Annotated in this window: 21 protein-coding genes; 9 read left to right on the top strand and 12 right to left on the bottom strand. The window is 64.2% G+C overall.

Going from position 1 to position 24,553, the window contains the following annotated elements; all coding sequences use genetic code 11:
* Positions 1–2: 2 nt before the first annotated feature.
* Positions 3–1,673 carry a hypothetical protein gene (locus ACP7B7_RS20365; protein ID WP_426077874.1) on the bottom strand — a complete coding sequence of 557 codons (1,671 nt, stop codon included), beginning with the start codon at positions 1,671–1,673 and terminating at the stop codon, positions 3–5.
* Between the two features lie 220 nt (positions 1,674–1,893).
* On the opposite strand from ACP7B7_RS20365, the gene ACP7B7_RS20360 reads away from it, so the two are divergent.
* Positions 1,894–3,561: a PAS domain-containing sensor histidine kinase gene (locus tag ACP7B7_RS20360; protein WP_426077873.1), complete on the top strand. Its 1,668-nt coding sequence runs from the start codon at positions 1,894–1,896 to the stop codon at positions 3,559–3,561.
* Between the two features lie 50 nt (positions 3,562–3,611).
* Here ACP7B7_RS20360 and rpoD read toward each other — a convergent pair whose 3' ends face one another.
* Positions 3,612–6,167: an RNA polymerase sigma factor RpoD gene (gene rpoD, locus ACP7B7_RS20355; RefSeq protein WP_426077872.1), complete on the bottom strand. Its 2,556-nt coding sequence runs from the start codon at positions 6,165–6,167 to the stop codon at positions 3,612–3,614.
* Between the two features lie 587 nt (positions 6,168–6,754).
* Between rpoD and ACP7B7_RS20350 the strand changes: the two genes are divergently transcribed.
* The 4 genes from ACP7B7_RS20350 to ACP7B7_RS20335 all read left to right on the top strand — a co-directional run bounded on the left by ACP7B7_RS20350 (position 6,755) and on the right by ACP7B7_RS20335 (position 10,012).
* Positions 6,755–7,270 carry a ProQ/FINO family protein gene (locus ACP7B7_RS20350; protein ID WP_426077871.1) on the top strand — a complete coding sequence of 172 codons (516 nt, stop codon included), beginning with the start codon at positions 6,755–6,757 and terminating at the stop codon, positions 7,268–7,270.
* Between the two features lie 9 nt (positions 7,271–7,279).
* Positions 7,280–7,942 carry a 3'-5' exonuclease gene (locus ACP7B7_RS20345; RefSeq protein ID WP_426077870.1) on the top strand — a complete coding sequence of 221 codons (663 nt, stop codon included), beginning with the start codon at positions 7,280–7,282 and terminating at the stop codon, positions 7,940–7,942.
* A gap of 82 nt (positions 7,943–8,024) precedes the next feature.
* Complete coding sequence (locus tag ACP7B7_RS20340) at positions 8,025–8,741, top strand: c-type cytochrome (RefSeq protein ID WP_426077869.1); 717 nt, start codon at positions 8,025–8,027, stop codon at positions 8,739–8,741.
* The gene (locus tag ACP7B7_RS20335; RefSeq protein WP_426077868.1) at positions 8,738–10,012 is read left to right on the top strand and encodes a c-type cytochrome; all 1,275 of its coding nucleotides are present in this window, start codon (positions 8,738–8,740) and stop codon (positions 10,010–10,012) included. Before ACP7B7_RS20340 ends, ACP7B7_RS20335 begins: the two co-directional genes overlap by 4 nt.
* On the opposite strand, the gene ACP7B7_RS20330 is transcribed toward ACP7B7_RS20335, so the two are convergent.
* Positions 10,013–10,648, bottom strand: a complete 636-nt coding sequence (locus ACP7B7_RS20330) for an SAM-dependent methyltransferase (RefSeq protein ID WP_426077867.1) — start codon at positions 10,646–10,648, stop codon at positions 10,013–10,015. It lies immediately after the preceding gene.
* Between the two features lie 166 nt (positions 10,649–10,814).
* Here ACP7B7_RS20330 and ACP7B7_RS20325 point away from each other — a divergent pair, with 166 nt between their 5' ends.
* Complete coding sequence (locus tag ACP7B7_RS20325; RefSeq protein ID WP_426077866.1) at positions 10,815–11,600, top strand: head GIN domain-containing protein; 786 nt, start codon at positions 10,815–10,817, stop codon at positions 11,598–11,600.
* A 51-nt stretch (positions 11,601–11,651) separates the two neighbouring features.
* Here the strand turns inward: ACP7B7_RS20325 and ACP7B7_RS20320 are convergent, their stop codons facing one another.
* Both ACP7B7_RS20320 and purU read right to left on the bottom strand, forming a co-directional pair.
* On the bottom strand, positions 11,652–12,194 hold the full coding sequence (locus ACP7B7_RS20320) for a YaeQ family protein (protein ID WP_308922213.1): 543 nt from the start codon (positions 12,192–12,194) through the stop codon (positions 11,652–11,654).
* Between the two features lie 27 nt (positions 12,195–12,221).
* On the bottom strand, positions 12,222–13,091 hold the full coding sequence (purU, locus tag ACP7B7_RS20315) for a formyltetrahydrofolate deformylase (RefSeq protein WP_426077865.1): 870 nt from the start codon (positions 13,089–13,091) through the stop codon (positions 12,222–12,224).
* Positions 13,092–13,437: 346 nt separating this feature from the next.
* Here purU and ACP7B7_RS20310 point away from each other — a divergent pair, with 346 nt between their 5' ends.
* From ACP7B7_RS20310 to ACP7B7_RS20300, 3 genes are all read left to right on the top strand, one after another.
* Positions 13,438–13,938, top strand: a complete 501-nt coding sequence (locus ACP7B7_RS20310; RefSeq protein WP_308922214.1) for a phasin family protein — start codon at positions 13,438–13,440, stop codon at positions 13,936–13,938.
* Between the two features lie 53 nt (positions 13,939–13,991).
* On the top strand, positions 13,992–14,375 hold the full coding sequence (locus ACP7B7_RS20305; protein WP_308922215.1) for a KGG domain-containing protein: 384 nt from the start codon (positions 13,992–13,994) through the stop codon (positions 14,373–14,375).
* Positions 14,376–14,473: 98 nt separating this feature from the next.
* Positions 14,474–14,983, top strand: coding sequence for a YgjP-like metallopeptidase domain-containing protein (locus ACP7B7_RS20300; protein ID WP_308922216.1), 510 nt, complete (start codon positions 14,474–14,476; stop codon positions 14,981–14,983).
* 378 nt (positions 14,984–15,361) lie between these two features.
* Here ACP7B7_RS20300 and ACP7B7_RS20295 read toward each other — a convergent pair whose 3' ends face one another.
* The 7 genes from ACP7B7_RS20295 to ACP7B7_RS20265 form a co-directional block, all read right to left on the bottom strand.
* Entirely contained in the window at positions 15,362–15,907 is a 546-nt protein-coding gene (locus ACP7B7_RS20295) for a TIGR00730 family Rossman fold protein (protein ID WP_426077902.1), read from the bottom strand.
* Between the two features lie 10 nt (positions 15,908–15,917).
* Positions 15,918–16,691, bottom strand: coding sequence for a hypothetical protein (locus tag ACP7B7_RS20290; RefSeq protein WP_426077864.1), 774 nt, complete (start codon positions 16,689–16,691; stop codon positions 15,918–15,920).
* Positions 16,692–16,705: 14 nt separating this feature from the next.
* Entirely contained in the window at positions 16,706–17,401 is a 696-nt protein-coding gene (locus tag ACP7B7_RS20285; RefSeq protein WP_308922218.1) for a TetR/AcrR family transcriptional regulator, read from the bottom strand.
* A gap of 81 nt (positions 17,402–17,482) precedes the next feature.
* Entirely contained in the window at positions 17,483–17,893 is a 411-nt protein-coding gene (locus ACP7B7_RS20280) for a phasin family protein (protein WP_426077863.1), read from the bottom strand.
* A 110-nt stretch (positions 17,894–18,003) separates the two neighbouring features.
* Positions 18,004–21,627: an EAL domain-containing protein gene (locus tag ACP7B7_RS20275; RefSeq protein ID WP_426077862.1), complete on the bottom strand. Its 3,624-nt coding sequence runs from the start codon at positions 21,625–21,627 to the stop codon at positions 18,004–18,006.
* A gap of 343 nt (positions 21,628–21,970) precedes the next feature.
* On the bottom strand, positions 21,971–22,915 hold the full coding sequence (locus ACP7B7_RS20270; RefSeq protein WP_426077861.1) for an esterase/lipase family protein: 945 nt from the start codon (positions 22,913–22,915) through the stop codon (positions 21,971–21,973).
* Complete coding sequence (locus ACP7B7_RS20265; protein ID WP_426077860.1) at positions 22,912–24,546, bottom strand: GMC family oxidoreductase N-terminal domain-containing protein; 1,635 nt, start codon at positions 24,544–24,546, stop codon at positions 22,912–22,914. Before ACP7B7_RS20265 ends, ACP7B7_RS20270 begins: the two co-directional genes overlap by 4 nt.
* Positions 24,547–24,553 lie beyond the last annotated feature (7 nt).

The raw sequence follows: 24,553 nt of genomic DNA, 5'->3' as shown, positions 1-24,553 counted from the left end.
CTTCAGCGCCGGCGCTTTTTCCACAGCCGGCGCGCGTAGAGGCCCGCGCCCAGCAGCAGCGCCAGCAAGGTGCCACCGGCCAGCGCCACCGGCCACGGCAGCAAACCGCGTGGCGGCGGATTGCTGGCCAGGCCATCGCGCAGGGCCGCCGGAAACGGCCGCGGCTCGACCGGCACGATCTTCCAGTCGGCCGGGTCGGGCGGCGTGCGCGACATGTATTCGCCATACGAAAACACGGGCGCCGAACCGAACGCCCGGCTCGACGGAATTTGCGGAATCCGCACCAGGATCAGGGCCTCGACGTCGCTGCGCAGCTGCTGCTCGAACGGCGTCAGGGTGCGCCCCGGCGTGCCGCTGACCAGCTGCAGCAGGTCCTGCCCGGCCGCGTCGAAGGCCACCGCCGGATACAGGCGCGTCTGCTCCTCGCTCAGGTAGTCATACGCCTTGCGGCCTTCCTTCAGGCTCGCTTTGCTGATCGCTTTGTAGGGGTAGCCGGCCAGGGCCATCAGCGCATGGGTCGGCCCGCGTCCCGGAATATGCCAGCCCAGTGCGTCGAACACATCCATGCTCAGCCCCGCGCAGTTGTTCAGCGCGCCGTCGTAGGCGATATCGTGCCGGTAATACTGGTTGTACAGGCGCTGCACGCCGCCCTGGTAGGCCTGTGCGGTGCGCGGATGGTTCAGCACGGCGACCAGCATGTACGACGGCCGGTAATACGCTTGCCCGCTGTTCAGGTCGGCCAGGTAGTTATCCATCGGCACCGGCGCGGCCAGAATGCCTTTTTCGCCATAGGCGTCGAGGCCATAAAAATTGTTCACGATCCAGTCGGCAAACTCGCCGCGCGGCCCCATGGTGCCGGTGGCGATCGCAAAATGGCCGCCGTAGGCTTCGTCGTCATCGCCCTGGGCGCCGTTCAGCATGACGGCCAGCACCGGCTTGCCTTCCCACTGGCTGGCCGCGCCGGGCTGGCGCTGCCACACCAGGCGGTTCGAATAGGCGCTCTTCGCGCCGCCATCGTGCGCCCGCACATAGTCGACCAGGCCGTCCTTGCCCTTCAATGGCTCGAGCGCCAGCGCCCTGGCGCCAATCGCAAACTCGTTCGGCCAGATGGTGCGCGCCGTGTAGCGCTGCAGGCCGTCGACCTGTTCCAGGGTGCCGCGCACGCGCACCGGCTTGCCCTCGAAGAAAGCGCGCGAGCTGGCGTCGAAATACGACAGATTGGTGGCGATCTTCGGCGTCAGCCGCCATGGCAGCACGTCGCCCGTGGGCAGGCGCAGGCTGGCGCCGTCCGCTGAAAAGGTGGCGTCGGGCAGCAGCTGCGGCGCGCCCAGCCAGACCAGGCCGGGATAGGCCAGCGCCTGCGCCTGCGCGCCGGCGGCCCAGGTCCGCACATCGTCCTTGCCGCGCGCCACGCTTGAATGGCCGGACACGGGCAGGCCCGGCGCGGGCACCGCGATGACTTCGTCGCGGAAATAGAACATCGCTTGCGGGATGGTCGGGCAATCGACGCACTTGCCGTCGGCAAGGCGAAAATCCCGGCCCGGATGCAGGCCCAGCGGCGCTTCCAGCGCATCGCGCACGCCAGCAGGTGGCGCGGCATGGCCAGGGCCGGACAGGCCGGTCAATACCGTCAAAACAGCAATCGCATGAGAATGCGCCTTCCAGGTTGTCATAGCCAGCGTGCTCCAGAGGATAGCAGCGATTGATCAGTGCTGCCGATTGTAAGCGAATACAGGCATGGCACTATTGCGACACGGCAATCAATAGAGTGGCTGATGCACGGTAGAAATTATTTTTAAAGCAATGTAAGTAAAGCATTACAATGCATGGGAATAATATCTGTCCGACCATGTGCAGCGGCGCGCGCCACCGTACCGATATTCAAAGGCACCGATGGCACAACCGTCGTTTCAACTGCTGCATGCGGCGGGTATCGCCGCTCTCGCCCTGGGACTGGTGGCCGTGCTGCTGGCGACAGTCATTCACCTGCTGCGCCGGCAACTGCAAGCGAGCCGCGCGCGCTACCGCGAATTCAGCGACGCGGTGCAGGACGGCGTCTGGCAGACCGACGCCGCCGGCAACATCCTGGAGGCCAACCGGCGCATGGGAGAAATGCTGGGCTTGCCCGCACAAGAACTGATCGGCCGCAATATCCGCGACCTGTTCGATGAAGCAACGCTGCTGCGCGTGTGCGCCTTGCTGCGCGAGGACGAGGATGAGGACGATGGCGGCGGCGCGCGCCTGCTGGACTATGTGCGCGCCGATGGCCGCCAGGCCTGGGCCATGATACGCGGCAAGCGCCTGCTCGGCAGCCAGGGCCAGTTGCGCGGAGCGCTGACGGTGGCCACCGATGTGACCGAACATCACCTGGCACGGCAGGCACTCAGCACGGCCCATGCGGACCTGGGCCAGCGCATCGCGCTGCGCACGGCACAGTTGCAGGATGTGAACGAATTGCTGTCGGCCGAAATCGCCGTGCGCCGCGAGGCCGAGCAGGCACTGGCGCACAGCGAAACACAGTTGCAGGAGATCATCTCCATGCTGCCGCTGGCGCTGTTCCTGAAAACCGCCGATTCGCAGATCGTGCTGATGAACCAGGCCTGCGAGCAGCAATGGGGCATTGGCCTGGACGACCTCAATGCGCGCACCGAGGAACTGTATTTCGCCCCCGCCGAGGTGCTGCAATTTCGCGAGGACGACCGCCAGGCGTTTGCGCAGCGCCGCGTGATCGTGCGCGAAAACGTGCTGTGGAACGACCGTCTGCAGCAGCACCGGCGTGTGCTGACGCACAAGCAGCCGATTTTCGACCGGCATGGCCGGCCGCAGCTGATCATCGGCATGGGCATCGACATCACCGAGCGCCAGCGCACGGAAGAGGCGCTGCGCCAGTCGCTGCTGCAACTGCGCGAACTGTCGGATCACCAGGAAAGCATCAAGGACGCCGAACGGCGCCGCATCGCGCTCGATATCCACGACGACCTGGGGCAAAGCCTGATGGCGCTGAAGATCGACGTGAGCCTGCTGCATGCGCGCACCGGCGAAAAACACGCGCGGCTGCAGCGCCACACGCGGCGCGCGCTGGCCACCATCGACGCCAGCATCACCGCCGTGCGCGCCATCATCAATGATTTGTATCCGAGCACTCTGGAACTGGGCCTGGTGCCGGCCGTCGAATGGCTGGTACGGCAGATGAACACGCTGGGCGGCAGCCACTACCATCTGCGGCTGGCCGATCCCGACACCGGCGAAGGGCTGGACCGGCGCCAGACGGCCGCCCTGTTCCGCGTGATCCAGGAATCGCTGTCGAACAGCCTGCGCCACGCGCGCGCCAGCACGGTGGAAGTGACCCTGGCGCAATGCGCACGGGAAGTGCTGGTGCGCATCAGCGATGACGGCATCGGCATGCAGCCCGGCGACGATGGCAAGCGTGCCGCGTTTGGCTTGAAAAGCATGCGCGAACGCATCCATGCCTTGGGTGGCGCGCTGCAGATCGACAGCCTGCCGGGCCAGGGCACGACGCTGGAAATCCGTTTGCCATTCGGCGTGGCCAGCCCGGCCTGACGGGAAGTACGGACGAAAAAAAAGAGGCTTGCGCCTCTTTTTGGTCATGCTTAGTTTTGCGTCAGGAACGTTTTCAGTTTGTCCGAACGCGACGGCTGGCGCAGCTTGCTCATCGCCTTCGCTTCGATCTGGCGGATACGCTCGCGCGTGACGTCGAACTGCTTGCCCACTTCTTCCAGCGTGTGGTCGTTCGACATTTCCACGCCATAGCGCATGCGCAGCACTTTCGCTTCGCGAGGCGTCAGGGAATCGAGCACTTCCTTGATCACGTTGCGCATCGAGGCGTGCAGCGCGGCGTCCAGCGGCGCCAGGGTGGTGTTGTCTTCGATAAAGTCGCCCAGTTGCGAATCGCCATCTTCGCCCATCGGCGTTTCCATGGAAATCGGCTCTTTGGCGATCTTCATGATTTCGCGCACCTTGTTTTCCGGCATTTCCATCTTGACGGCCAGGGTCGCCAGGTCCGGCTCGCTGCCGGTTTCCTGCATGATCTGGCGCGAGATGCGGTTCATCTTGTTGATCGTTTCGATCATGTGCACCGGCACGCGGATGGTGCGGGCCATGTCGGCGATCGAACGCGTGATGGCCTGGCGTATCCACCAGGTGGCATAGGTCGAGAACTTGTAGCCGCGGCGGTATTCGAACTTGTCGACCGCTTTCAGCAGGCCGATATTGCCTTCCTGGATCAGGTCGAGGAATTGCAGGCCGCGGTTGATGTATTTCTTGGCGATCGAAATTACCAGGCGCAAGTTGGCGACCGTCATTTCGCGTTTCGCGTGGCGCGCGCGTTTTTCGCCGGCGGCCATCTGCTTGTTGATCTTGCGCAGGTCTGCCAGCGGCAAGGCCACGCGGGCCTGCAGGTCGATCATTTTCTTCTGCAGCTCTTTCACGGCCGGCACGTTACGGCTCAGGATCGCGCTGTACGGATACTTGCAGTCGACTTCGCGGTCGACCCATTCCAGGTCCGTCTCGTTGCCCGGGAACACCTTGATGAAGTGGGCGCGCGGCATGCCGCATTTGTTCACGCACAGTTCCAGCACGGCGCGCTCGATATGGCGCACTTCTTCCATCTGGCCGCGCAGGGTGTCGCACAGCTTCTCGACCACCTTGGCGGTAAAGCGGATGCCCAGCAGTTCCTGCGAGATCGCTTCTTGCGCCTTGACATAGGCTTTCGAGTTGTAGCCTTCCGGCGCCTTGCGCATCTTCTCGTACTGGGTCGAGATGACGTTGAATTTTTCCAGCGCATTCTTTTTCAGCTGCGCCAGCTGTTCGCTCGAGAAGCCGGCCGCGCCGCCATTGGCGTCGCCGTCTTCCTCTTCCGCTTCTTCTTCCTCTTCCTCTTCGTCGCCAGTGGCGGCGGCAGGCACGACCACGGCGGCCGGCGCCGGGGCATTGCTTTCGTTCAGGTCGACGAAGCCGTCGACCACTTCATCGACCTTGATTTCGTCGCGCGCGATTTTCTGCGACAGGGCGACGATTTCGCCGATGGTGGTCGGGCAGGCGGAAATCGCCTGAATCATGTCTTTCAGGCCGCCTTCGATACGTTTGGCGATCTCGATCTCGCCTTCGCGCGTCAGCAGCGCCACGGCGCCCATTTCACGCATGTACATGCGGACCGGGTCGGTGGTGCGGCCGAAGTCGGAATCGACCGTCGACAGCGCGGTGGCGGCCGCCGCTTCGACTTCGTCGTCGCTGGTGACGGTGGCGACGTTGTCAGTCAACAACAGGCTTTCCGCGTCAGGGGCGCGCTCGTAGACGGCGATGCCCATGTCGTTGAAAGTGGCGATGATGCCTTCGATCGCTTCCGGATCGATGATGTTTTCCGGCAATTGGTCATTGATCTCGGCATAGGTCAGGAAACCGCGTTCCTTGCCCATGTTGATCAAGCCCGTGATCTGCTTGCGGCGGCGTTCCAGGTCGGCAGCGGACGCTTCCGGATCGCCCAGCGCGTCGGCCACGCCGCCCTTGGCCTTGCGGTCGCGCGCTTTCGAGACGGCCTTCAGTTCGGCGCGCTCGACGGCGTTCAGTGCCGCCACTTCGTCGTTTTCCGGCGTGAATTCGCTCGGCTTGCGGCCGCGGCGGCCCGGCACCTTGACGGTCGGCAGGAAATAGTTCGAGGTATCGATGGCAGCCAGGGCGTCGGCGTCGGTAGTCTTGCTGACCGCCTGCGCGCCCGTGATGATGGTGACGGGCGCCGGTTCCACCTTGGCGCGCACGACTTTCGAGCGGGCAGCCGTCACCACCTTGTTGGTGGCGGCGCTTTCGCTGACCTTGCGTGGCGCGGCAGCCACTTTCACGTTTGGTGCGATCTTTACGCTCGGCACCTTGGCCGGCGCAACGTCGGCGGCATCGTCCGTAGCGCTCACTTCCGCTGGCAGCTCGGCAGCCACTGGCGTTTCCGCAGCAACGTCCAGCGGCGGCACGGCGGCCAGGCGCGAACGGCTCTTCTTGACGACCGTCACCACGGTCGGCGTGACCACGGTCGCTTCCGGATTCGCTTGCGCATTATCGATGAAGTAAGATAGAGTCGTTTTTGGAACGGCTAATTGCGCGGAGGCCGGGCGTGGCGCCTTGGCGGACAACGTTAAAGTTTTTGGCGTATTCTTCATGAGATATCTCTTAATGCGAGACCAGATGGTGTCGGCGCGAAGTGAATGATTCCACCTAAGCCTGCGAAACCGGACTCGATGGAGCGTATTGTTGCGGCTGCCGTCTAGCGGCAGCGGCGCCTGTGTATCGGAACCTTCAAAGCCCGCGCATCCTGCAACAGCGGCGGGCCGGACGGCGAGGCCGAAGCCGGGTCAGATAAACAAGCGATGTACATTGCGGAATGAAAAAAAGCCCGTACCAGAACGGGCTTGTTGTTGTTCAGTGAAGACACAGCGGAGAGCAAGATCATGGATGAGTGCCGATAAGCCGAATGACAAGCACACTATCTGCTGTCAACAAGGCGGATATCAAGGCCGCCATGGAATGCTCATATCCCCTGCTTTTATCCCCTGTACATCTGATTCTCGCCGTAAAAAACCCGGTGCAGTCATCAGCGCAAGCCGACATTATACACATTCAAGCATTTTTGCGCTTGCCTTCATTACGACGATGCAGGACAAATGCGTGTCAAGTTGCCAAAAAAGACAATGCACTCGCCTGTGGCGCGTGCTATGCTCCCCTTTTATAGCCTAACCCCACGATGTCGATGACCAGCTCCACGCCAGACCAGCAAGCCACCACTCCTGACACGCAAGCGGACGCCGCAGCAGCATCTGCGCCTGTACCGGAGGCCGTAACAGCGGCCCCGGCAGCCGCACCGGCCGGCCTGACGGCGCGCGCGCTGCTCAAGCAGTTCCAGGAGCAATTCCCGCCGTTCCGCGATTGCCTGCCCTTGTCGATCGGTATCGACAAGCAGATCCTGGCCCGCCTGCCGGACCTGGACCGCAAGCTGATGCGCACGGCGTTGGGCATCCACACCGGTTCGCTGCGCTACCTGCGCGTGATGGAAAAAGCCAAGGTGCGCTACGACCTCGACGGCAAAGCCGGCGCGGAAGTCACCGCCACCCACCGCGAACACGCCACGCAAGTATTGCAACAGCGCTTCAAGAAAGAAGCCGACCGCAAGAAAGCCGAGCGCGAAGCGGCAGCGGCCGAGGAAGCCAACCGCCTGCGCCTGGAAAAGCTCAATTTGCTGACCGCGAAGTTCTCGCGCAAAGGCTGATCCGGCTTCATGGATAACGCCTCCGCGCCACTCCAGCCGCCCGCTCCCGCCTTGCCGCCCTACCAGGGCATCCGCCTCGAAGACGTGCGCCTCGTGCGCACCGCCGGCGAAGCGCAGGCCGCCATGGCCGCCCTGCTGGCGACGGACGCGATCGGCTTCGACACCGAATCGAAGCCGACCTTCGTCAAGGGCGAGTCGTCGACCGGACCGCACCTGATCCAGCTGGCCACCGACGATACCGCCTATCTGTTCCAGGTCGGATCGGCTGCCACGCCGGCCCTGGCCGAGCTGAAAGCCATCCTCGAATCGACCGTCACCTTGAAAGTCGGTTTCGGCCTGTCCGACGACGTCAAGCGCTTGCGCAACAAGCTGGGCATCGCGCCAGCCGGCGTGCTCGACCTGTCGGTGGCCCTGCGCGGCGGCCAGCGCAACGACCTGGGCGCCAAGACGGCGGTGGCCAAGTTCTTCGGCCTGCATCTGCAAAAGTCGAAAAAAATCTCCACCACCAACTGGGCCTCGGCCCGCCTGTCCGACAAGCAGATCCTGTACGCGGCCGACGATGCACAGGTAGCCCTGCGCGTGTACCGCCGCTGGATCGCGGATGGCGGCAAGGTCGCGCCGCAAAAAACGCCGCGCGCCCCCGCGCCGGCCAGCATGCCGGCCGATTCATAGCGTTTTCACACCATTGCCACTGTCTTAACAGGCGAGAACAGTATATGCTAGGCAACTAAACCAGCATATACAGGTGTACAGCATGCGGCGACCTCTTTCCAGGCTGTTGATTTCGCTGGCCGGCATGGCAAGCGGCATGGCGCTGGCCGCGCCGGCACTAGTGCCAGATACCCTGGCGCAGCGCATCAAGGCCTGCACTGCCTGCCATGCGCAAGAGGAACGCCACGACGCCTTCTTTCCCCGCATCGCCGGCAAGCCCTCGGGCTACCTGTACAACCAGCTGCTCAATTTCCGCGACGGCCGGCGCCGCTACCCGATGATGACGTATATGGTCGAGCACCTGCCGGATGCTTACCTTAAGGAAATCGCCGACTATTTTTCACAGCAGCACCCAGTGCCGCCACCGGCCCAGGCCAGCACGGCGGGCAGCAGCGCCCTGGCGCGCGGCAAGCAGCTGGTGTTGCAGGGCGACAGCGTGAAAAAAATCCCGGCCTGCATCAGCTGCCACGGCCAGCAGCTGGCCGGCGTGGCGCCCGCCATTCCAGGCTTGCTGGGCTTGCCGCGCGACTATATCAACGCCCAGTTCGGCGCCTGGAAGAACGGCGTGCGCCGCGCCTATGCGCCCGACTGCATGGCCGTGATCGCCGGGCGCCTGTCCGACGCCGATGTCGGCGCGGTGTCCGCCTGGCTGGGCACGCAGGCGGCCGACGCGAAGGCCCGGCCTGCGGACGCCATTGCATTACCCTTGCCGCTGCATTGCGGCAGCGTGCCGGGCTCCACCGCCGGGGGAGCGCCATGAAAAAATCGCTGATGGCGCTGGCCGCGCTGTTGATCGCGGGCGTGGGCGCGAAAATGCTGCTGTGGCCGGCCGACGATATGGGACCACCGGCAAAACCGAGCAAGCTGAGCCAAGACCAGCTGGTGGCGCGCGGCGCCTACCTGGCCAAAGCCGGCGACTGCATGGCCTGCCACACCACCCGTGGCGGGGTGCGCTATGCGGGCGGACGGGCGCTGTCCACGCCGTTCGGCAATGTGATCTCGCCCAATATCACGCCGGACAAGATGACTGGCATTGGCGAATGGAGCGCCGACGATTTCTGGCGCGCCATGCACAACGGCAAGTCGAAAGACGGCCGCCTGCTGTATCCGGCTTTTCCCTACACCAATTACACCAAAGTCAGGCGCGAGGACAGCGACGCCCTGTACGCCTATTTGCAAAGCGTGCCGCCGCAGCGGCAGGCCAACCTTCCGCACGCCCTGCGCTTCCCCTACAACCAGCAGATCGCGCTGGCCGCCTGGCGCGCGCTGTATTTCAAGCCGGCCGTCTACCAGGACGACCCGGCGCGCAGCGTGGAATGGAACCGCGGCGCCTACCTGGTACAGGGCCTGGGCCACTGCAGCGCCTGCCATAGCAGCCGCACCACGCTCGGCGGCAGCGAAGAGGGACTGTCGGGCGGCCTGATCCCCGTGCTGGGCTGGTACGCCCCCTCGCTGACGTCGAACACGGAGGCGGGCCTGGGCGACTGGGACACCGGCCATATCGTGGAACTGCTGCACACGGGCGTGTCGCCGCGCGCCACCGTCTTCGGCCCGATGGCCGAGGTGGTGCGGCAAAGCCTGCAGCATCTGGAGGTCGCTGACGTGCGGGCGATGGCGGTGTACCTGAAAAGCCTGCCGGATACCCGGCCACCCGTGAAAGGGGCGCCGCGCGACACCTCGGACGCGGCGGTGGCGCAGCTGGCGCAGGGCGCCAAGCTGTATGACACCCATTGCGCCAGCTGCCACCAGGCGGACGGCAAGGGCGTGCCGCCCGGCTATCCGCCGCTGGCCGGCAACCGGGCCTTGCTGACAGACTCGCCCGTCAACGCCATCCGCATCGTGCTCAACGGCGGTTTCGCGCCGGGCACGGCCGGCAATCCCCGCCCGTACGGCATGCCGCCGTACGGTCCGGTACTGAACGATGGGGAAGTGGCGGCCGTGGTCAGCCATCTGCGCGCCAGCTGGGGCAATGATGCGCCGGCCGTCAGCGCATTGGAAGTGAATAAATACCGCAGCGTGCCGCTGGAATAATCAACGAAACTTGCTTTTATGCCCGGTTTTCAGATCGAGCGCATAGCGCACGCCGTTGTCGGTCAGCATGACTTCATCGGGCGGCTCCTCGCCGGCCAGGGCCCCGTCGATCAAAGGCAAGCCTTCGCCCTTGCGCAGCAGCTCGTCGCAGCGCTCGTACACATTCGGGCAGCCGGTCGAGGTCATCAGCGATTGCACGATGGCCACTTTCCACGCATCGACGCCGCCGGCGTTGAACTCGCAGATCAGGTAGCCTTGCGCGCCGCCAAACAGCTGCACCACCAGGCCGGGCAAGCCCTCGTCCTCGCCCTTGATCAGGGTCAGGAGCTGGCTCTCGCCCGCCTTCCTGATGGCCGGCAAGCGTTTTTCGATGGCGGCCTTGACCCGGCGCTTGATCAGGGCGTGGTCGACGGGTTCATCTTCCCTGAAGCTCCAGATGCGTGCGCGGATCTGCGACTTCGAGTTGTAGGCGGCGCGGGCAATGAACTGCCGGGACGAACTTTGCACGATGGCTGTCGAGCCCGGCTTCATTTTTTCCTGCGGCTTGCCTTCGACCTTGTCGATCGCCGAGGCGTAGATCCACGATTGGCCCAGCAGGCTTTTTTCCTTGCCTTGTTTGATGGTAATAATCAACATGTCATTCCAGTGCTCGTTCTATATGCAATACCGGCATGATACCTCATGCCATCCTGTCGCCACAGCCTGCATTCTGTGCCCGTCACGGCGCAGTCTGTCGCACGGTGCTGCGCCGGCCGCCCCAGCCGCCTTACCATGCAGGCATACCATTGAACAGGGAGTAACCATGACATCCGCCATCTTCCAACCGCGCCGCGCCGGCACCGCTCTGCTGCTGGCCGCCAGCGTCTTCGCCCTGCTCGCGCCTGCCGCGCCCAGCCTGGCCTCGCCGATGGACTGGATCGCCGGCAGCAGCGTCAAGGGCAGCGGCAAGCTGCAAAAGCAGGTGCGCGAAGTGGGCAATTTCAACGGCGTGGCGCTGAACGTGCCGGGCACGGTGGAACTGCGCATCGGCAATACCGAAGGCGTCACCATCGAAACGGATGACAATATCCTGCCGCTGATCGAGACGGCCGTGGAAAACGGCACCTTGCGCATCCGCCCGGCCAAGCGCAACAGCAATTTGCGCCAGACGGCCCTGACCATCGTGGTGCATGCGCGCCAGGTCGAGCGGGTCAGCGTGGGCGGCTCGGGCACCATCAATGCCAGCGGCCTGCGCGGTGAAAAACTGCGTTTCGACGTGGGCGGCTCGGGTTCGATCAATGCCGGCCAGCTCGACGCGCGCATCGTCTCGGTCGCCATCGGCGGCAGCGGCAGCTTCAACGCCAGCGGCAAGACGGAACAGCTGACGGCCTCGATCGGCGGCTCGGGCAATATCGGCGCCGGCCGGCTGGCCGCCAATGACGTGCAGGTGAGCATAGGCGGCTCGGGCGAAGCGCAGGTGTGGGCAAAAGACAAGCTGGCCATCAGCATCGGCGGCTCGGGTGAGGTCAGCTATTACGGTGACCCGCATGTCAGCCGCAGCATGCAGCGCTCGAGCAGCATCCGGCGCCTGGGCGCCAGCCCCCAGTAAAAGCAAAAGCCCGCATCGCTGCGGGCTTTTTTCATCTGGCGGCCGAAAAAATCAGCGCGCCGGCTTGACCGGCTCGCGGTCGATCAGCACCGTGTTGACGCTGTCGGTGAGCCAGATCTGGCCATCCTGGATCGTGCATTGCAGCTGCATGTTGCGCTGGGCCAGCTTGCTCATGTCCTGCGCCGCGTCCGACGGCAGGTTGATCACGGTCAGGTTCTTCGCCCGTTCCAACTTGTTGGCGATCTGCTTCCACCAGATATGGCTGGTCGCGCCATAGCTGTAGACGATCACCTGCTCGGAGCGGCCGCAGGCCTTCAGGATGCGTTTTTCGTCGGGCTGGCCCACTTCGATCCACAGCTGGATGGCGCCCGTCAGGTCTTTCTGCCACAGGTCAGGCTCTTCCGTATCGAACAGGCCCTTGGTGAAGGTCAGCGCCTCGTCGGCGTGGATGGCGAACGCCAGCAGGCGCACCATCATGCGCTCGTCGGTTTCCGACGGATGGCGGGCCAGGGTCAGCGCATGGCCCTGGTAGTAATTGCGGTCCATGTCGGCGATCTGCAGATCGGCTTTGAATATCGTTGCTTTGAGTGCCATTGTGTCTGGGTCAGGGGAAGTTGGAGGTCAGCGGAAGACGACGGTCTTGTTGCCATTTTTCAGGATGCGGTGTTCCACGAACCATTTCACGGCACGCGCCAGCACCACGCACTCGACGTCGCGGCCGATCGCCGTCAGCGTTTCCGCGTCCATCGCATGGTCGACCCGTTCCACGTCCTGCTCGATGATCGGACCTTCGTCGAGGTCGCCGGTGACGAAATGGGCCGTCGCGCCGATCAGCTTGACGCCGCGGTGATGCGCCTGGGCATATGGCTTGGCGCCCTTGAAGCTGGGCAGGAAGGAGTGGTGGATATTGATGGCGCGGCCATCGAGCGCCTGGCACAGGCCGGGCGACAATATCTGCATGTAGCGCGCCAGCACCACCAGGTCGATCTGGTGGGCGTCGAGCAGCTCGATGATTTTCGCTTCCTGCGCCAGCTTGGCCGACTCCGGCGCACCGGCCGCCAGCGGCAGGTGATGGAACGGAATATTGTAGCTGGCCGCCAGCTGGTAGAACTCCATGTGGTTCGACACGATGGCGGGAATTTCCACGTTCAGCAGGCCGCTCTTGTAGCGGAACAGCAAGTCGTTCAGGCAATGGCCGATCTTCGACACCATCAGCATCACGCGCGGCTTGGTGTGCGCGTCGTGCAGCTGGCCATTGAGTTGCATGGCGTGTGACAACGCCGCGAAGTCGGCACGCAGCACGCTGTCGCTGATGGCCGCGTCTTCCAGCGCGAAATGCACGCGCATGAAGAACAGCTGCGATTCCTGGTCGCCGAACTGGGCCGAATCGATGATGTTGCAGCCATGTTCGGCCAGGAAGCCGGAAACACGGTGCACGATGCCGCGCTGGTCCAGGCAGGACAGGGTCAGGATGTATTCAGGATGCGTCATGGTCGCGGAAAAAAACAGGTAAACAAGCAGTCAATCAAACTCGCGACTATGCGCGACGGGCGCGGCGCACGGCGCTGGGCCGCACTGCCGCGAGGCCGGTATTGTCGCACGGCCGGGCCACTTTCTCAGCATTTTCCAAGCCGGCATGGCCTGCGTCACGATCGCCCCATCCCTTGATCTGCCGCAAATACTGTGTTTTTTTCAAGCATCCAGCCGCCTGCCACGTTGAAAACAGGGCGCCGGCATGGAACCTGGCACCGTCTGCGGCGTCTATCTCTTTGCTTGTTTTAAACGCGTATCCGGATCCGCCGGATGCTTCCCGAACCAGTCTTTATCGAGGTAGAACATGTTCACAAACAGTATCAGCCCCGCCCTGCAAGCCCACCTGGATGCCCAGCTCAACTTTGTCACCGAACTCTCGCGCAAGATGTTCGACACGGCACTGCGCCTCAACGAATTGAACATGCGCCTGGCGCAGGAACTGCTCGAGGAGGCAGCCACCGCCAACCAGCGCATCCTGACGGCGCGCGGCGGCAGTGAAGCCATGTCGCTGGCGGCCAGCCATCTGCAGCCCGGTTCCGACAAGCTGCGCCAGTACCAGCAGAAACTGTCCCACCTGATGGCCGACGCCAATGTCGAAATGAACCGCACGGCCGAAGCCCACTTGCCCGAAGCGAGCCGCACCGCCGTCGCCTTTGCCGACGAACTGGTGCGCAAAACCGCCGAAGAAACCGAAAAAGCCACGCGGCGCCAGCGCGAGATGATCGCCAATATGCATGTGGGCGCCCACAGCGATGGCACGGGCCGCCAGCCGGAAGCCGCCGGCAGGCAGGACCAGGCCCACTGAGCCGCCCCACCATCCCAACCATACCAGCAGGCACCGACAGCGAGGAGAACAGCATGGCTACCAACCAAGGCAGTGACCAAGGCAACGAGCAAGGCAAGAGCACCGGCAGCAGCCAGAAAAGCGAAGGCCAGGCCAGCCAGAAAGGCAGCGGCAAGCGGGGCTTCGCCGCCATGAGCGAAGCACAGCAGCGCGAAATCGCCAGCAAGGGCGGCCAGGCCGCGCACCAGAAAGGCACGGCCCACGAATTCGACTCGGAAGAAGCACGCCGGGCCGGACAAAAAGGGGGCGAGGCCGTCAGCCGCAACCGCGAGCACATGGCCGAGATCGGCCGCAAAGGCGGCGAAAGCCGCCAATCGGCCAACCGCGACAGCGATAGCCGCGGCAAGGCGGCGCAGAAATCGAACCGGCAAGGTGGCAAGGACGAGGACGAAAGCTGACGCCGGGGGCGGCGCCGGCATGGGCGGGAAGGCCGGCGCTGTGACGGCCAGCACAGTGTGGTACATTCTCGCCTCGACCGATCCGCCCCCTCCTCCCGATGCCTGCCCTGAAATACCTGAGCGCCTATTCCGAGCAAACGCTCTCGCAAGTACAGCAACTGATCGCCCAGGACAAGCTGGGCGAGGTGCTGAAAAAGCGCTATCCGCAAGCGCACGACGTGCGCAACGACAAGGCGCTGTACCAGTACGTGCAAGACTTGAAGAATGAATTCCTGCGCAATGCCGAACCCATCAACAAAGTCGCGTTCGACAGCAAGATCCATGTGATCCAGCATGCGCTGGGCCTGCATACGTCGATTTCAAGGGTGCAAGGCGGCAAGCTGAAGGCCAAGCATGAAATCCGCGTGGCCACCATGTTCAAGGAAGTGCCGCTGGAATTTTTGCGCATGATCGCCGTGCATGAACTGGCGCACGTCAAGGAAAAGCAGCACGACAAGGCCTTCTACAAGCTGTGCACGTATATGGAACCGCAGTACCACCAGTATGAATTCGACGTGCGCCTGTACCTGACCCAGCTCGATATTTCCGGCCAGCGGCTGTGGTCATGAAAAAAGCCGCGACGTACTAATGCCGTTCAGCTCAGCTGTCCGACGCATGTCAATGCGTAAGGCGTACAAACGTAAAAATGGCGGGCAGAGTCGCGAACCTGAGAAAATGCCGATGGCGGCGTTGCAGCTCCTCGCCGTACATGCGTACTGTCTTCGTCACTGCGCCTTGCCCTCGACATTTTTCAGGCTCGCTTGGCCCGGTCGGCCTGTGCGGGCGACTGGGGTTTTAATCCGGTTTACTGGGAGCGTAGGGACACTAACTAAACGGCATTACCGCGACACGCGGCTTTTTTTACGGCCAGTGGTATCCCGACCCGCCATCCTGCCACGCGCCGATACCAGGTTGCCGAAACCCATGAAGCGGCGGTGCCGCCAGAGTCAGGGCGCGCAGTCTTTCAGGCGCTGCACCAGCGCGGCCGGATCGGAATCGGCATTGAGGAAGGCGGCGTGCTGCGGCCGCACGAAGCCCTGCTCGCGGCCGTTTTGCACAAAGCTGATCAGGCCATCATAAAAATGGTCGACATTCAACAGGCCGATCGGCTTGGCATGGATGCCCAGCTGGGCCCAGGTCAGCATTTCAAACAGCTCTTCCAGGGTGCCGTAGCCGCCCGGCATGGCGATAAAGGCGTCGGACAGGCTGGCCATCATCGCCTTGCGTTCATGCATGTCCTTCACCACGAACTGGCGCGTCAGGCCGGTATGGCCCACTTCGCGTTCCACCAGCGCGGTCGGGATCACGCCCGTCACTTCGCCGCCCAGGCGCAGCACCTCATCGGCAATCACGCCCATCAGGCCCACATTGCCGCCGCCATACACGAGCGCGATATTTTCCGACACCAGCACGCGCGCCAGTTCGCGCGCCGCCACCGCATATTGGGGCGTGACGCCGGCATTGGCGCCACAGTACACACATAAAGCCTTGATCACAGGACCCTCATTTCTTCAGTTCATCAATCGCAGCCTCGACTTCGAGGCGCTCCTTCGCATCGACCGCCACGCACTCGGCGGCCTGTTCATACAAGGCCATCACTTCCGCCAGTTTTTTATTCCCCTCAAGCATGTTCAAGGCGCGCGCATATTCGCTGCGCGCCGAGGCCGAGGCGGGATTCAGGGCCAGCGCCGTCCTGAAGTGCTGGTAGCCGTCGTCCTTGCTGGCGCCATAGCTGAGCGAGCCTATCATGGCGCCCACCTTGTCGATGATTTCCGTGTGGTAGATGCCGAAGGCAATATGCGCATCGGCATGCAGCGGCGCCAGGGTCACGGTACGGTTCAGGCTGTTGCGCACCTTGGCGCCCATGCCCTGGGCCAGCGCCTTGACCACCGAAATACCCAGCGCATAGCGGCCCAGGCTGTAGGCATGCCAGTAAAAGCCGGCCGGGTTGTCCGGCTGCTCGGCCTGCTGGCGTTCGCAGCGCTCGGCCACTTCCTCGAACAGCGCCAGCCTGGTGCCCTCGTCGAGCTCCAGGTGGGTGGCGTGCATGCAGGTCGCCTTGTGCGCCACGCTGTAGCCGGGCACGCCCACCGCCAGGCCCAGCCTGGCCGCGCGCTCGAAGTCGCCGGCATGGTAGGCGATCCAGGCCTGCACCAGCGCCGCCTGCGCGGGAAACGGCTCGGCATCGCTTGCATGCAGGCGCTGCCAGGCCGCTTCCAGCGACAAGGGGGTGTAGACATAAGCATTGTCGGGATACGGAAATTTTTTCCAGGCCATCACGGTCTCCTTGATCAAATCGCGCTGTCGGTCAGCCGCCCACCGTCTTGCAGTGTAGTCAGGTATTCTTCCGACAGCTTACGGAACAGCAGATGGGTTTCATCGCGCAGGTAGGGGCCGATCAGCGACAGCACCTGGTAGCAGCCGCGCGCCAGCGCATCGGACATCGATTGCTGCTCGCTGTACTTGCGCGGATTGCGCACGTATTCATACGACAGCCAGTAGGTGGCGACCACCACCATATTGGTCGCCATGGCGCCGATTTCCATGTCCGAGGCGACCAGGGATTGCTCGCTGCGCAAGTCTTCGCACAGCTGGGTGGCCACCTTGATCTTGTGCGCGAGGATCAACTTGAAATGCAGTTCCAGCTTGCGGTTGCGCGACAGCAAGTCGTTCAGGTCGCGGTAGAAGAAGCGGTAGCGCCAGATCAGTTCGAACATCAGGTGCAGATACAGCCAGACATCCTCGATATTCGAGCGGCGGCCGCTGGGCACGGTGAGTATGCGTTCGATCTCCGCCTCGAACTGGACGAAGATCGAATTGACGATATCGTCCTTGTTGCGGAAGTGGTAGTACAGGTTGCCGGGCGAGATATTCATCTCTTCCGCAATCACCGTGGTGGTGATATTCGGTTCACCAAACTCGTTAAACAGGCGCAGCGACAATTCCAGGATGCGTTCGCGGGTACGGCGTGGTGCTTTTTGTAGCATGGCGGGCAATCTCTCTTTGTTCTGCCCCAAGCATACCACCGAAGATAGCCCCGGTGAAACACCCCGCGCCGGGCCGGCAGCCTACTTGAGCTGCTTGCCGGCCGGTGCTACCTTTTTCTTGGCAGATACTTTTTTGGCCGGCTTGACGGCGCCGGCCGACAGCGCGGCCACCTGTTGCTGCAGTTGCGCCACCTGCGCGCGCAGCGCCGCCAGCTCGGCCTGGCTCGGCACGCCAATGGCGGCCAGGGCGCGCGCCACGCGCTCCTCGAACACCTGTTCCAGGCGGTCGTGCGCGGCGCCGCCCATCAAGGATACCGCGTCCTGGTCCGGCGGCAGTGCCGGGCCGTCATGGGCCAGGCTGGCCAGCATGCGCCCGCCCTCCTCCTGCGCGCGCGCAAACGCGCCCAGGCTGGCTTGCCAGATCTGCCGCGCCGAGGCCTGCATGGCGTCGGAAGTATCTTGCGCCAACTCCTGCTTGAATTTTTTCGTCATTGCCCGCTCCCCTGTGATGGTCATCCTTGCGCTTGATTCTAGAGGTCAAAAATAGACGTGGGTGTCTAAATGTGGCGCTCGGTGCGCCAGCACACCCAGAAAACGGAAGATCAGGCGGCCGCTTGTACCGGGCCGTGCAGCAGGCCATGCAGGCGGAAGCCTTCGCGGATGTTTTCGCGCAGCACGGCGCCCTTCCAGGGCTTGGTATAGAAGCGGTCGACGGCGCCACGGTTGATGGCCGCCATGATGGGGGTCAGGTCGGCATAGGCTGACAGCATGATGCGGAAGGTGTCGGGGCACAGGTGCTTGACCCGCTCCATGAATTCGGTGCCGCTCATGGCCGGCATGCACTGGTCGCACAGAATCACCTGCACCTGGTGGCGCGCCAGGATGTCGAAGCCTTCGGCCGCCGTCTGGGCGGTCAGGATGCGGTAGCCGTCCTGGGCCAGGAAGTCGCTCAGCACATCGAGCATGAAGACGTCGTCGTCGACGATCAGGAGGGTCTGCTGCTCTTCGTTGCCGGCGTCGCGCGGCGCCTGCAGCAGCTTGCCACCCATCAGCATCTGTTCGAATTCTTCCTGCGCCACCGGGCGGCTGAAATAATAGCCCTGCATTTCATCGCAGCCGTGGCGACGCAAATAGGCCAGCTGGGCATCGTTTTCCACGCCTTCGGCGATCACCTGCAGCTTCATGCTGTGGGCCATGCTGATAATGGCCAGCACGATGGCGGCGTCGTCGGGGTTGCTGGTCACTTCGCGCACAAAGGCGATATCGATCTTGAGCTTGTCGATCGGAAAGCGTTTCAGATAGGCCAGGCTGGAGTAGCCGGTGCCGAAATCGTCGATGGAAATCTGAATCCCCAGCGCCTTCAGGTTGCTCAGCACGGCAATGGTTTCCTCGGCGTTCGACATCAGGGAACTTTCCGTCAGCTCCAGCTCCAGCAGATCGGGGGCGATATCGTGCTTGCGGATGGCCCGCAGCACTTCCTCTTCCAACCCGCCGACGAAGAACTGGATGCCCGACACATTCACCGACAGGTGCACCGGGCCGATGCTGCTGGAACACCATTCGGCGATCTTGCGGCAGGCCTGGTCCAGCACCCAGTTGCCGACCCGCACGATCAGTCCTGTTTCTTCGAGCAGCGGAATGAAGACGGCCGGCGACACCATGCCGTGGCCGGGCCGGCGCCAGCGTATCAGCACCTCGGCGCCGCTGACCCTGCCGGAACCAATATGCACCTTGGGCTGGAAGAACAGCACGAATTCTTCGTTGTCGATGGCGCGCCGCAGCGCGTTTTCCATGTCCAGGCGGGCCATCGACTGGGCGTTCATTTCGGCCGTGAAGAAGCGGAAGGCGTCACGCCCCGCTTCCTTGGCGCGGTACATGGCCGTGTCCGCATACTGGATCAGCGTGTCGGCGTCCGTCGCGTCGTCGGGATAGACGGCGATGCCGATGCTGGCCGTGACCGTCACTTCATGGCCCTGCAGATCGAACGGCTTGCGCATCGCTTCGCGGATCTTGTCGACCACGCCTACCGAATGCTGGGCGCCGTCGGGCAGGATCAGGATGGCGGCGAACTCGTCGCCGCCGAAGCGGCCGATGGTGTCGCGCACGCGCAGGCTGTCGACCAGGCGGCTGGAAAACTGGCGCAGCAGCTCGTCCCCCAAGGTATGGCCCAGCGTGTCGTTGACGTTCTTGAAGCGGTCGACGTCGAGAAACAGCACCGCCACCGACCACTGGTGTTCCTGCGCCTGGGCCAGCGCATGGGTCAGCGAGTCGTAGAACTGGCTGCGGTTGGGCAGGCCGGTCAGGGTGTCGAAATGGGCCAGTTTCAACAGGCGCTGCTCGGCCTCCTTGCGTTCGGTGATATCGCGCGCCACCGCCACCAGTATCCAGCTCTGGCCCGAGCGCAGGGTGCGCCGCTGCACTTCGACCGACAGGGGCGAGCCGTCCTTGCGGTGCAGCTGCAGCTCGGCCATCGGCGCGCCCTGGTCGCCGGCCAGCAGTTTTTCATACAGCTCGTCGAGCTGCGACTGGCCGTCGTGGGCGCGGCCCGGGCCCACCTGCAGGAAGTCTTCGCGCTCGAAACCCAGCATGCGGCAGGCCGTCTGGTTGACGTCGACGAAGCAGGCGCCGGCGCGGTCGACCAGGAAGATGGCGTCGGCGGTGGCATCCATCGCCAGGCGGAAGCGGCGCAGGTCTTCGTCGAGGCGGATGCGGGCCGCCATGTCGAGCGTCAGCTGTTCGTGGTGGCGCTTGATTTCGTCGTACAGCAGCAAGTTGTCATAGGCCACCGCGATCTGCGCGGCAACCGTGGCGGCGACGCGCTCGTCGACTTCGGAAAACTCGTGCGCGCCGAGCTTGTCGACCAGGTACAGCCAGCCGTGCACGCGCTCGCGCGAGGCGATCGCCACGCCCAGGAAGGAGTGCACGGACGGATGCGTGGCGGGCAGGCCCAGCGCGGCGGGGTCGCCCTTGAGGCCATTGACGCGGTGCGGTTGCTGCTGTTCCAGCAAGCGCGACAGCACGCCCACGCGCGGCGTGGTGGCGATCTGCTCGATGTTCTTTTCGGTGCCGCACGAGGAAAAATAGCTGAGCTTGTCGGCGCCCTCCTCCAGCACGCCGATGCAGGCATAGCGGGCCACACAGATATTCTGCGCCACCTTGCAGCCGGCCTCGATCAGCGCACGCGGATCGCGCTCGGCACCCAGGTCCATGCCCAGCTCGATCAGGGCCGTCAGGCGCAGGCTGACCGCCTGCAGGCTGGACAATGAACGCGACAGGCGCTCGGTCATGATCGCCAGGTCTTCCGGCACCGGCGCCGCGCCATCGCCGGCCAGCTGCGAGATCTGCTGGCGGCTCGATTCGAGTTCGTCGAGGTAGCCGCTGACATGCTGTTCGATGCCGGACAGCTTGTTTGTCTCGGGCGCGCCGGCCGCGCGCGGCCTGGCGCCGGCCTGGCCAGCCGGCACCACCAGGCCCAGCGCTTCGTTGACGGTGCGCACGATCACTTCGGGGTCGGACGGTTTCGGCAGCACCCAGCGCACGCCGCAGGCTTGCGCCAGCAGGATGGCTTCCTGTTCGCGGTAGGTGGCCGTGTAAAAAATGATGGGCACGTCGGCCAGCACGGGGTTTTCATGCACGCGCGTGACGAATTCGTAGCCATCCATATTGGGCATCAGGATGTCGGAGATGATCAGGTCGGGCCGCTCGGTGCGCATGATGTCGAGCCCCTCGACGCCATTCGCCGCTTCCAGCAGGCGGTGGCCGCTGTAGCCCAGCAGCGCCGTCAGGAACTCGCGGTTGAGCACATGATCGTCAACGATCAGGATAGTGCAGATGTCGTTTTTAGCTGGCGTCGACGGCGCCCCGGGTAAAAAAGATTCTAGCTCCGCCACGAACAGGTCGGGTTCGATCGGTTTGCCGATATAGCCGTTGAAGCCCGCTTCGAGCAGGCGCTCGCGGTCGCCCACCATCGCCAGCGCGGTGACGGCCAGCGCGGGAATCTTGCGCAGCACCGGGTCCTTCTTCAGTTCGGCCACCACGCCATAGCCATCGAGCTTGGGCAGGTGGACATCGCAGATGATGAGGTCGGGCACTTCGCTGCGCGCCATGCGCACGCCCTCTTCGCCATCGTAGGCGGCCAGCGGCGTGTAGCCGAAGGCGCGCAGCAGATACACCATCAATTCCATATTGGTGGCGTTATCTTCAATAATCAGGATTCGTGCGGACAATTAGCACTCCCACCAAAAATGACTTTCACTATAAACACCCGTATACCCTTATACACGTAACCTGGCCGGTGCTCTGTGCGTTCCAGCGCACATCCACGCCCAAGCCTTCCTGCCCATCCTACAATACGGCGTCGCCATTCTCAGTATAAATCGGCAGGCAGCGCTTTCACCACATGCCTGCTCGTCCGCCAGCCGCACGAGCACCGTGCGCGACAGCTGCCAGCTTAAACCAGGTAGCCACTGGACAACAGGCTTTTGTGAGGGGCAAGCTATTAAAAATGGGCAACAAAGGCGTCAAAAACGACACCCTTGTCAGCTTGATAAAAGACTGGCGAACTCAGCATTAATAATGCGCAAAAGCCGCCGCGCCGACTTCGGAAACGATAGTGATTTCTGACAGTACCTGGCGCAGCACGCGCGGGTCCGAGGCCAGCGCCACATGGCCCAGGCCGGCATACGCGCTATTGCGCGCGCCGGGCAGCCGCGCCGAGTCCTGCGGCGCGACGATATTGTCGTGCTGCGAGTAAATCGAGGTAAAGAGCGCGCGTGTCCGCGGCGATTCGTCGGCGTCCAGTTGCGCCAGCCAGACGTTCGGCCGGCCGCCGGGCCGGCTCATCTGGCGCGCATTGCTGCCCACCGCCAGGTTGGCCAGTGCCGTGCCGTGGTGCGGCGTGCCCAGGGTGATCACGCGCGCCACCTGCGCGCCGCCATGCCGGCGCAGATACGCGCGCGCCACCAGGCCACCCATGCTGTGCGCGACGATCACCACCTGCCCGGCGCCGGCCTGCGCCAGCAGTTCCCCGATCGCCTGCGCCACCAGCGGCACCACATCGTCGATGCCGGCGTTGACCGGCTCCAGGTCGACCGCGCCATGCACCACGCCGGCCTGCGCCAGCTGGGCGCTCAACGGCGCCCAGAAGCCCCGGTTGCACACATAACCGTGGATCAGCAGCACCGGCAAGCTGTTGCGCCCCGGCGCGGCCGGCACGCTCAGGCGCGGGCGCAGCATGCCCCACGACGAGGTGCGCAGATTGGCGCCCAGCTCGCCCACGAACAGGCGCGCCGCCGCCCCTGCGCCCAGCCGTGGTGGCGCCGCGCCACCCGCAATGCGCCGGCTATGCCAGAAATTGCGCGCCACGATCAGCGCGCGCAGCAGCAGCACGCCGAGCATGCCCAGCAGCAGCGCCACCCCGGCCTGGCGCACGCCGGCCTGCCACAGCAGCCAGGCCAGGCCCGGCACCGCCAGCACTTGCAGCAGCATCAGCCAGCGCAGGGCGCGCGCGATCATGCCGGCGCCCCGGTAGCGAAGCCGGGTGCGGCCTTGCCCGTCAGCTCTTGCGCCAGGCCGCTGGCCAGGCGCGCGGCCAGCGCGTAGATCGACAACTGCGGATTGGCGCCGATCGAAGTGGGAAACAGCGAACCGTCATGCACCGACAGATTCGCCAGGCCCCGGTAGCGCCCTTGCGCATCGCACACGCCGAGGCGTTCATCGTCGGACATGGCGCAGCCGCCCATCACATGGGCCGACACCACGCGCGCCAGCAGCGGCTGGAAAGGCAAGCCGTCGATGGCCTGGCGCGCCTGCGCCCAGCTGGTGTAATGGCGCGCCATTTCATGCACTGGATAGACGCTGCGCGCGCCGGCGGCGAACTGGATCTCGGCCATGGACAGCAGCGCGCGGCGCACGCCGTCCCAGATGAACGGCGTGAGCGGATAATCGAGCACGGGGTTGCCATGGCTGTCGAGGCTGACCGCGCCGCCCGCCGCCTGCTCGTGAAAACCGTCGCGCAGCAGCGCCAGCAAGCCATGCGCGTGCGGAAACTGGCGCATGGTCTGCGCGTGTTCGTCGCCAAAGCCGCCCATGGTGGTGGCCATCAGCAGCGGATGCAGGGGCGGCGCTTCGAGCTTGTAGCCGATGGGCCCATCGATGGCGTCGACACCCAGGAAATGATCGGAATAGATCGTTTGCGGCGCGCCGGCATAGGCGTCGACCCGTTGCGCGAACAGGGCGGCGGAAATCACCGTGGGGTGCAGGAAGGTGCGCCGGCCCAGCAGCTTGTCCGGGTCGGGTGCGTTCGAGCGCAGCAGCAGCGCCGGTGTATTGATGGCGCCGCCGGCCAGCACGTAGTGCCTGGCGCGCAACGTCAGCTTGACGCCGGTGGGCGTCTGGCCGGCCGCATCGAGGGCGGTCACCTGCAGGCTGGCGATGCGCTCGCCCTGCAAGATGAAACGCTCGGCGCGCGCATGGGTAAGCAAGTGAGCCCCCAGCGCCAGCGCGGCAGGAATGGTGGTCACCAGCATCGACTGCTTGGCATTGGTGGGACAGCCCATGCCGCAATAGCCGAGGTTCCAGCAGCCGTTCACATTGCGCCGTATGGCGGCCGTCGGTATGCCCAGCTGCCGCGCGCCGCGCCGTAATAAATCGTTGTTTTCGTTCGGCGGCACGGGCCAGTCGCCGACCTGCAGGCGCCGCTCGACCATCTCGAACCACGGCGCCATCGACGCTTCCGTATAGCCGGCCAGGCCGTGATGGCGCTGCCAGTGCGCCAGGGTGGCGGGCGGGGTGCGAAAGCTCGAGGTCCAGTTGACGGTGGTCGAACCGCCCACGGTGCGGCCCTGCAAAATATTGATCGCCTTGTCGCGCGTCTTGCGGGCAGCGGACTCCTGGTACAGCGCAGGGTAGGCGTCGGCTTCGCGCATCTTGAAGTCTGTCGAGGACTTCAAGCCGCCCTCTTCGACGATCAATACGCTCAGGCCGGCGCGCGCCAGCAGTTCGGCCGTGATGCCGCCACCGGCGCCGCTGCCGATGATCACCACGTCGGCCTCCAGCGTGCGGTCTACGTGCAGGGTGGAAGCGTCGGTGACGCGCCAGCCGGCGGCCAGGCCTGCCGTGATCGGATCGGGTATCGGTGAACTCATGCTGGCG

Source organism: Janthinobacterium sp. PSPC3-1 (assembly GCF_049896105.1).
Lineage (GTDB): Bacteria > Pseudomonadota > Gammaproteobacteria > Burkholderiales > Burkholderiaceae_D > Janthinobacterium.
The sequence above is the reverse complement of the archived record's forward strand: the minus strand, read 5'-3'. Positions and strand labels throughout refer to the sequence as shown.

Coding starts and splice junctions, on each gene's coding strand:
- ACP7B7_RS20300 (WP_308922216.1), top strand. CDS start 14,474: ATGCCTGCCCTGAAATACCTGAGCGCCTATTCCGAGCAAACGCTCTCG.
- ACP7B7_RS20305 (WP_308922215.1), top strand. CDS start 13,992: ATGGCTACCAACCAAGGCAGTGACCAAGGCAACGAGCAAGGCAAGAGC.
- ACP7B7_RS20365 (WP_426077874.1), bottom strand. CDS start 1,673: ATGACAACCTGGAAGGCGCATTCTCATGCGATTGCTGTTTTGACGGTA.
- ACP7B7_RS20285 (WP_308922218.1), bottom strand. CDS start 17,401: ATGCTACAAAAAGCACCACGCCGTACCCGCGAACGCATCCTGGAATTG.
- ACP7B7_RS20360 (WP_426077873.1), top strand. CDS start 1,894: ATGGCACAACCGTCGTTTCAACTGCTGCATGCGGCGGGTATCGCCGCT.
- purU (WP_426077865.1), bottom strand. CDS start 13,091: ATGACGCATCCTGAATACATCCTGACCCTGTCCTGCCTGGACCAGCGC.
- ACP7B7_RS20335 (WP_426077868.1), top strand. CDS start 8,738: ATGAAAAAATCGCTGATGGCGCTGGCCGCGCTGTTGATCGCGGGCGTG.
- ACP7B7_RS20320 (WP_308922213.1), bottom strand. CDS start 12,194: ATGGCACTCAAAGCAACGATATTCAAAGCCGATCTGCAGATCGCCGAC.
- ACP7B7_RS20265 (WP_426077860.1), bottom strand. CDS start 24,546: ATGAGTTCACCGATACCCGATCCGATCACGGCAGGCCTGGCCGCCGGC.
- ACP7B7_RS20280 (WP_426077863.1), bottom strand. CDS start 17,893: ATGACGAAAAAATTCAAGCAGGAGTTGGCGCAAGATACTTCCGACGCC.
- ACP7B7_RS20325 (WP_426077866.1), top strand. CDS start 10,815: ATGACATCCGCCATCTTCCAACCGCGCCGCGCCGGCACCGCTCTGCTG.
- rpoD (WP_426077872.1), bottom strand. CDS start 6,167: ATGAAGAATACGCCAAAAACTTTAACGTTGTCCGCCAAGGCGCCACGC.
- ACP7B7_RS20340 (WP_426077869.1), top strand. CDS start 8,025: ATGCGGCGACCTCTTTCCAGGCTGTTGATTTCGCTGGCCGGCATGGCA.
- ACP7B7_RS20330 (WP_426077867.1), bottom strand. CDS start 10,648: ATGTTGATTATTACCATCAAACAAGGCAAGGAAAAAAGCCTGCTGGGC.
- ACP7B7_RS20345 (WP_426077870.1), top strand. CDS start 7,280: ATGGATAACGCCTCCGCGCCACTCCAGCCGCCCGCTCCCGCCTTGCCG.
- ACP7B7_RS20310 (WP_308922214.1), top strand. CDS start 13,438: ATGTTCACAAACAGTATCAGCCCCGCCCTGCAAGCCCACCTGGATGCC.
- ACP7B7_RS20270 (WP_426077861.1), bottom strand. CDS start 22,915: ATGATCGCGCGCGCCCTGCGCTGGCTGATGCTGCTGCAAGTGCTGGCG.
- ACP7B7_RS20350 (WP_426077871.1), top strand. CDS start 6,755: ATGACCAGCTCCACGCCAGACCAGCAAGCCACCACTCCTGACACGCAA.
- ACP7B7_RS20290 (WP_426077864.1), bottom strand. CDS start 16,691: ATGGCCTGGAAAAAATTTCCGTATCCCGACAATGCTTATGTCTACACC.